General features: G+C 38.1%; 6 protein-coding genes and 1 pseudogene. All 7 read right to left on the bottom strand.

Annotation, left to right across the window (positions count from 1 at the left end; all coding sequences use genetic code 11):
- Positions 1-196 precede the first annotated feature (196 nt).
- Positions 197-1,231 (bottom strand): prephenate dehydratase, encoded by a 1,035-nt coding sequence (locus QZ359_RS05675; protein WP_293963952.1) that lies wholly within the window; start codon positions 1,229-1,231, stop codon positions 197-199.
- Positions 1,224-2,693, bottom strand: a complete 1,470-nt coding sequence (locus QZ359_RS05670) for an O-antigen polysaccharide polymerase Wzy family protein (RefSeq protein ID WP_293963951.1) — start codon at positions 2,691-2,693, stop codon at positions 1,224-1,226. Before QZ359_RS05670 ends, QZ359_RS05675 begins: the two co-directional genes overlap by 8 nt.
- Positions 2,694-2,708: 15 nt before the next feature.
- The gene (locus QZ359_RS05665; RefSeq protein ID WP_293963950.1) at positions 2,709-3,695 is read right to left on the bottom strand and encodes a glycosyltransferase family 2 protein; all 987 of its coding nucleotides are present in this window, start codon (positions 3,693-3,695) and stop codon (positions 2,709-2,711) included.
- Position 3,696: 1 nt separating this feature from the next.
- The gene (locus QZ359_RS05660; RefSeq protein WP_293963949.1) at positions 3,697-4,800 is read right to left on the bottom strand and encodes a glycosyltransferase; all 1,104 of its coding nucleotides are present in this window, start codon (positions 4,798-4,800) and stop codon (positions 3,697-3,699) included.
- Positions 4,790-5,635, bottom strand: coding sequence for a phosphorylcholine transferase LicD (locus QZ359_RS05655; protein ID WP_293963948.1), 846 nt, complete (start codon positions 5,633-5,635; stop codon positions 4,790-4,792). Before QZ359_RS05655 ends, QZ359_RS05660 begins: the two co-directional genes overlap by 11 nt.
- A gap of 125 nt (positions 5,636-5,760) precedes the next feature.
- Positions 5,761-7,056, bottom strand: coding sequence for an LCP family protein (locus QZ359_RS05650; RefSeq protein WP_293963947.1), 1,296 nt, complete (start codon positions 7,054-7,056; stop codon positions 5,761-5,763).
- Positions 7,053-7,384, bottom strand: a pseudogene (locus QZ359_RS05645) (prephenate dehydratase); the annotation flags it as partial. The gene QZ359_RS05650 and the pseudogene QZ359_RS05645, both read right to left, overlap by 4 nt.

The raw sequence follows: 7,384 nt of genomic DNA, 5'->3' as shown, positions 1-7,384 counted from the left end.
ATACTCTTCGAAAATCTCTTCAAACCACGTCAGCTTTATCTGCAACCTCAAAGCTGTGCTTTGAGCAACCTACGGCTAGCTTCCTAGTTTGCTTTTTGATTTTCATTGAGTATAAAAGAAAATTTCTGCAGACAAATAGAAAAAGCCTTCAAAATCGGCTCTTAGCCAACCTTGAAGACCTAATACATCAGAAAGCTTATAGTTTAAAGGTTGCTACACCGAGGATAGAACGATTTAAGTTTCGAAGAATTTGAAGACTTTGCTCAAATTTCTTATAACGAGTCACTCCGTACTCTTCAACAAGAAGGACTGTATCTCTTTCCAAAAGCGATGGCACATCTTGTAAATCGACAAAATGCATTCCTTTTAAAGACTCTTGATTTTGTTTCAATTTATCTAGGATAGCTTTGTTTGAGCTAACGATAGTCAATTCTTGTCCAGCATTTTTGTATGACAAAACATCTGCTAGGTTGGCAATTGTTGTAATCTCTGTTACAAAATCAATTTGATACTGAGAAAAATCACCTGCTCTATTGATTGTTGGATTAAAGAGATAAACTAACACATTTCCCATCACAACCAAAATCACACAGACCACTCCAATAACAGCTAAACGAAGAATCAGATTTTTCACATTTAAGCCGAGCGCTGTTTCACCATTTGCATTCAATTCTTTAGAGTTGATGGTTTCTAATTTTTCAATTTTCACATTTGCATAGGTATGTTTAAATTTCTCAATCAACCCATCAATTTTTCGCTCCAACAAGTCATTGGCATCTTTACTTGGTGTCAAAATTTTCACACCAACCCCTGCATCGTCAATCATATAGTAGACGGTCAATTTTTTCCACCAATAGTCATTCGTTGAATTTTTCAAGGTTGTTTCGGTCGTATCCAATTCACTGGCAATTTTTTTCAACTCACTGGGTTCTACATCATTAAAAAGATAAGCTCCATTCAAATTTCCATCAATCAATTTCCCATAAAAATCACTATAACCACCAATTTGATGATTCAAAATCGTTTTAGCTGAATCTTCTGGAGGAGTGATTTTATAGCTAAGATAAGTTGAATAACTTGTTGTGTCTTTAACAGTGTTTTTATTCTTAACTGCTTTAATTGTAAATGGTACAGCAATGAGAGCAAATAAAGCGATGAGAGCTAGAATATTTGCTTTTCGTTTTTTGTAAAGATTTGCAAATAAATCAGCTACTGAATAATGTTCAAACATGATTTTTTTCTCCTTTGTTTAGTAGATACTGGTTCTCTTTTGTAAGCATTTTTGCTACGAATATTATCACAAGAACAATTCCCCAGAATTGCATTGTAAATAGATTGAAGAAACTTTCTGAAAAGCTACTTCTTGGCATAAAGAATAGATTATTCAATATGAGTAGGGACAAGGCAAATAGGATTGTTCTTGATCGGTAGGCTACTTGCAACATGGCTATAAATAGCATACCTAGCAAGAGACTAAGTAGAAAGACTCCTATCATACCATAGTCGGTATACAACTCCATAATATAGCTACTTCCGATACCATGTCCTTTCAAGTATTCCTTGTTCAAGACAAGATAGGATAGATTATGGGCATAACTATTACTATCAATAGCTAGTTCCACACTATTGGTTGTATGTTCAAAGGCTTTTCCTCCGAAAATAGCCCCCAAACTTCCCCTCGCAAAATAATCAAGAACAGGACCAAAAGTAAAATTACGGAAATCTCGGTAAGGGAGGCTACTGTTAAATAGAAAACCTCGAGCTAAAACACCAAAACTAGTCCCTTGTTTATAGATAAAATCAAGTAGGATATCCCAAAATCCTGTATGGGAAACTTGGACATTATCCCGTACATAATTGAGCACTCCCATCGCCAACATGAGAATAGGAGAACCTACAAAAATCGCTAACTTTTCTTTAAATCCAATCCATTTTCCCTGTTCAGTTTGCTCCCGCATAAAGTAATAAACAAAAGCAAATAGAATACTTAAAATAAAGGGATTTCGTGTCCCGATTGCCAAATGAATGGTATTAGCTGCAATAAAGGAGACAAGCACTGCTGTAGCCTGCAATTTCTTAGGCTTGGTTGCCAGATACATACACATTGCATAGACCGTAAAGGTAGACAAAATGTAGGTAAAATAAGGCAGTTTACTTTCAAAGTTTGCATAGTAGGCATAGTAGGAAGTCTGCAAGCGATACAGGAGCCGTTCAAATAACCGAATGAAATAGAAAGGATAGGTTAGAAGAAAAACTCCTAGCGATACAAAGCGCAACCGCTTGATATAAACCTCTTTTAGAGAACTTCCTATCTTGGGTACTTTCATTTGCTTCCTAGCTATAAAATAACGAGCCAGGATACCTCCTGTCGTCAAGCCCAGAATCGAAACCATTACAACTATAAAGGCAAAACGATAGGCAATCGGATGATAGGTATCCAAAGCACCATCCCTAAAATAATCAATGGTTGGCCTTGATACCAAAAAGACAAAAATAGTTAAAAAGAAAATAAAATGAATGATATAATACTTGATATCGTTCCAACAAGCAATTAAGCTACTAACCAGTAAGAACAATAAAGTAGAAAGCAAGCTAACATTGTTATTATTAAACAGATACACAATTCCACTTACTAGTGTCAAGGCATAGCTGACTATGGTCAAACTAAATAATAATCGTTTTCCATCAATCACTTGCTCACCCCCGTTCTAATGTAATTTTTTAGATTTTTCAATATTTTTCAGTAATAAGAATCGGTATAAGGAAATATTTATGAATAGAGCCAAAGCACTAATTCTTCTCCCCTTACGGAAAATAGGATTCCTAGCAATAGCAAAGGCATGGCCTTTTAAAAAACGATGAATCTGGTAATAGGCTTCAAACTGTTTATACTGATCATCTAGCAACATCTTATCCAGAATAAAGAAGTGGGCATAAGCCAATCTAAAGAAAGCAACCTCTTTCAAGTCAGGATAGTTTTTCACAACTTCATTATAAAACTTTTGATAGATATCAATATAGGCTAAATCCTTCTCTGCATAAGGCTTAGTTGTAATACTATCCCCTCTATGGAAATAGTAATAATAGGGTTTAGTATTAACCACATACTTCTTAGCCAACTTGATTAAATCAAAATGATAATAGGCATCTTCGTAAATTAATCCCTTAGGAAAGGATAGGGCAGTTGCAATTTCTTTCTTGATTAGCTTATTGCAAATCGTTCCAGGAATTTTTTCACCTATGAGGTATTCCCTTAAAAATGTTTGGGAATCACAGACAAAATAGTCATCCTGATTAGCTGACTGCGGACTCTCATCATTAGCATAGACATTCATGACACCACAGCTCGAAATATCCGCATCTTCTTGAATTAATTGCTCATATAAACTCTGAATCATTTCTGGATGGATATAATCATCCGAGTCAATAAAAATCAGATAATCTCCGTGAGCCTGCTTCATTCCATCATTTCGTGCTTGCGACAAGCCTTCGTTCTTTTTATGAAGTACTGACACCCTATCATCTTGTTCAGCGATTGCATCACACAAGCGACCACTTTCATCTGTTGCACCATCATCAACAAGAATAATTTCCAGATTTTGATAGGTCTGCTTCTGAATGGAAGCTATCGATTTTTCTAGGTACTGCGCCACATTATAGACTGGCACAATGACACTAATTAATGCAGTTTCCATGCTACTCCTCTAATAGTTTTTCTACTTGTTCGATTTGTTTGGCAATTGTAAATTGCTGAATGAATTGGCTAGCCTCATTGACATCGAAGTTTGAGGCAGAAGTCATGTAGTTAATAATTGCCTGAGCCGCCTCTTGATTGCTCTCAATGATTTGTCCAAATTGTCCGTCTTGGGATAATTCCTCAGCCCCTCCAACATCCGTAGAGACAAAAGGAAGTCCCAGACTCAAGGCTTCCACATACACTCCAGGAAAACCTTCTTGTTTAGACATAGACAAGAGAACTTTCATCCGAGACAAATACTGGTATGGATTTTTTTGATAACCAAGGAAATGTACATAGTCTTCAAGCTCATATTCTTTGACGCGTTTTTTCAGTTCCTCATCCATATCACCAGCCCCTATGAAGTAGAGATGATAGTATTTTCCCTCTTGGTGTAATAATCGTATCACTTCCACCACACGGTCAGAACCCTTATTTTCCTCAATCCGTCCGATAGTACAGATACTTTGAGGCGCAATCTCGATATCGATCCTCTCTTGAGATTTTTCTAGAATACTCTTAAAATCATATCCATTGTAGACCGTCTGTAATTTCGTAGCATAATCTGGATAGACTTCCTTGATAGAATGACTGGTCTTTTTAGAAATTCCTACAATGGTATCCGCAGCATCCAACTGGCGTCTATGTGATTCTCTTTTTGAACTATCCTTAAGAAATTCTTCGATACTTCCATGAATCCAAGAGATCTTCTTGACTTCTCTTCTTTTAGAGAACAAAAGTGGAGGATTCATAATGGTAAAGGAAACTTCAACATCATAGTCATCTTTCACCAGTAAGCGACGTGTCAATCTTGGAAAATAAATTCTCATTCTCCACAAAAAAGCTCGTAACCATCTAGCTTGGCGGTAATCTTGAAGGGATTTTAAAATGCCTACATGCTGGGGAACAGATTCGTATCCCTTGTCAAAGTGCTCCATTTCAAGAATATCAATATCATACTTTTCTGGATCCAGATTTGAAACAATGGTAGACAGAATCTTTTCTGCACCGCCTCCGAGAGAAAAAGACCACATAAAAAATAAGATTTTTTTCTTAGCCACCATATTCTCCCTTGTATTCTGTATAAGACTTATCCATATCAGCGATGACAGCATCATGATGCGGTACTTGCTTGTCTGCTGGTGGAGGTGTCATATAGTCTCCAAAAGCAGTGCTGAGATAGGCATCATAGCCGACTGGAACGGGCATCTCTGTCTCTTCAAATGGCAAGAAAAGATTATCCTCAAAAGATTCGATTAGGTACTTGTTTCTCATGTAGCCAGGACCTGAGCATAATTCCGTGATTCCATCGCTCTCATCCAGACTGTACTTGGTCATTTCTTTCTCAGCTTTTTTCCAAATGCGATAACGGAGAGATTTTGGAGTCACACCCAGTAAAATACGGCTTCCCCATTTCATAAGTGCACCATGCTTTTCTGGAATAGTTTGGGCACAAAAGAGTGAATAAATCAAGGCCCAGCGAACCTGTTTCTTCCGATCAGCTGGATTTTTAGGATAATAATCCAAAGGCAAAACATCCAAGGCCAGACCATGTGGTAAATTCAAATCCTGCTGGTAAGGTTTGATACAGGTCGTTTCCTTGTCACGAATGGTAATAAAAAGATTGCGGTCGACAAAATCCTTGTTACTCTTCGACAAGAAATAACGTTCATCTGCATAACGAGGCCATAATTCTGCTAATTTCTCATAATCTTTACGAGGCATAAAAAAGTCTAGGTCGTCGTCCCAAGGAATAAATCCCTTGTTTCGAAGGGCACCAATAGCACCTCCTCCACAGAGATAACAGAGTAAATCATGTTCCTTGCAAAAGGCAACAAAATATTCAGCCATCTCCAGACTACGGGCCTGAATTGCTTTTAAATCAGTCATATTATTCATTATTCTTTCTATCGTATCGTTTCATTATACCACAAATAGGGGGTGAAAATCTATTGCAGACTGTAAAAAATCAAAGCCTGACTGCTATCCAAATAGCCATCAAACTTTGATTCTTCTGTCTTATCTTATCTCAAACCCATCTGAGACAATTTATTCTGATATTTGTTTTGATCGACCAGCAAGCCCAAACCTCCATAAACATCATAGGCATCTACCCAGTCACCCAGTTCTGGAATCGTCAATTTTTCAATACCATTTTGAACTCCGTCTAGGAAAGACAAGCCATTTGTTAACAGGAAGGTATAAGGAACATTCGTTGAGGTCATTGCGAATACCTTGCCAAGTGCCTCTGAGCCTGTATAGAGCTTGGTTGGATCTTTGATTTGCTGAAGAACTGCTGTCAGTACTTGTTGCTGTCTTTTGGTACGGCCGTAATCCGCCTCATCATCATCACGGAAACGAGCATAATTGAGCAAGGTCGAGCCATTCATCTGCTGTTTTCCTACTTTGATGGTTTGGGTTGGAGACTCAGTCTCAGTAGCGTGTAAATCATCGCCGACTGTAGCTTCTGTTAGTTGGCGCCCATTCAATGTTGAAAATTGAGCATCAATTGTCACCCCATCAGGGAAAAGTGTGTCAATCGCTGTAGCAAAGGCCTGAAAATCGACCAAGGCATAGTATTTAATGTCCAAGTCAAAATTATCTTTCAAGACTTGACGAACCATTTCTGCCCCTTTTTGCCCCTCTTGTTCTCCTAACTCATAGGCTACGTTTAACTTGTTATCTGTCTGTTTTCTACCGTTAATGACTTGGCTGTAACCGTCTATATAAACCAAATTGTCACGCATGAAACTGACCAGCTTAATTTTCTTATCTGAGCCGCCAACATTTAATACCATAATAGAGTCCGTCCGCGTCTCAGCACTATTTTGACCGATTCGCCCATCTGTACCCATGATCAAAATATTAACTCCATCTCTTGTGTCTTGACCGTTAAAGACTTCTACTTGAGCTGCTCGGGCATTGGTAGTTTTATCTGGATTAGCATTGGTATAACCTTTTAAGAACATAAAAATCATACCCAATGCTAGACAAGCTAAGATAGCCAGTAAACCTGCGAAAATGCGCCCCCACCGTAGCTTCCGCTTTTTAGTTTTTTTCTTCGGAAGAGAGTTGATTTTCTGGTATCTCTCAGAACGACTACGGCTATTATAAGAAGGAATCGAAGTGTTAGCACTTGTCTTTCTATAATCCTCGGTCAATTCCTGACTTTCTGAGGGAGCGTCACCACTAGCCATATTTAACTTACCTTGCAAGTAAGCAAACTCTTTTTTCTCTCGCTCATTGAGGTAATGAATGTTCTTAAAGAGATAGTCATAACGCAACTGCTCGTGGTGGCTTAAGGGATTTTCTTTACTCATCTTCTCTCCTTTCCATGGTCTGATATTGGATAAATAGGATAAGCACCCAGAACCTTATACTGGATTCCAATGGCTTCTAATTCTTTTTGGGCAAAGTGAACTAAGTCCTTATCAGCATAATCCACATCAATAATGAAAAAGTATTCTCCCAGTGCTGTCTTGAGTGGCCGACTTTCAATTTTTGTCAAGTCAATTCCTCGCCAAGCAAAGGTCGAAAGAGCCTTGTAGAGTGCACCTGGAAGGTTGTCAGGTAAGGTCAAGGCCAAACTCATTTTTTCAGTTTGTGCTTGCAAGGGAATAGCTGCACCTTCAGCTCCCAGAACCCAGA

The sequence above is a fragment of the Streptococcus sp. genome (assembly GCF_019414905.1).
Classification (GTDB): domain Bacteria; phylum Bacillota; class Bacilli; order Lactobacillales; family Streptococcaceae; genus Streptococcus.
This window is presented reverse-complemented; position numbering and strand designations above follow the sequence as displayed.

Coding starts and splice junctions, on each gene's coding strand:
- QZ359_RS05655 (WP_293963948.1), bottom strand. CDS start 5,635: ATGAATAATATGACTGATTTAAAAGCAATTCAGGCCCGTAGTCTGGAG.
- QZ359_RS05660 (WP_293963949.1), bottom strand. CDS start 4,800: ATGGTGGCTAAGAAAAAAATCTTATTTTTTATGTGGTCTTTTTCTCTC.
- QZ359_RS05675 (WP_293963952.1), bottom strand. CDS start 1,231: ATGTTTGAACATTATTCAGTAGCTGATTTATTTGCAAATCTTTACAAA.
- QZ359_RS05665 (WP_293963950.1), bottom strand. CDS start 3,695: ATGGAAACTGCATTAATTAGTGTCATTGTGCCAGTCTATAATGTGGCG.
- QZ359_RS05650 (WP_293963947.1), bottom strand. CDS start 7,056: ATGAGTAAAGAAAATCCCTTAAGCCACCACGAGCAGTTGCGTTATGAC.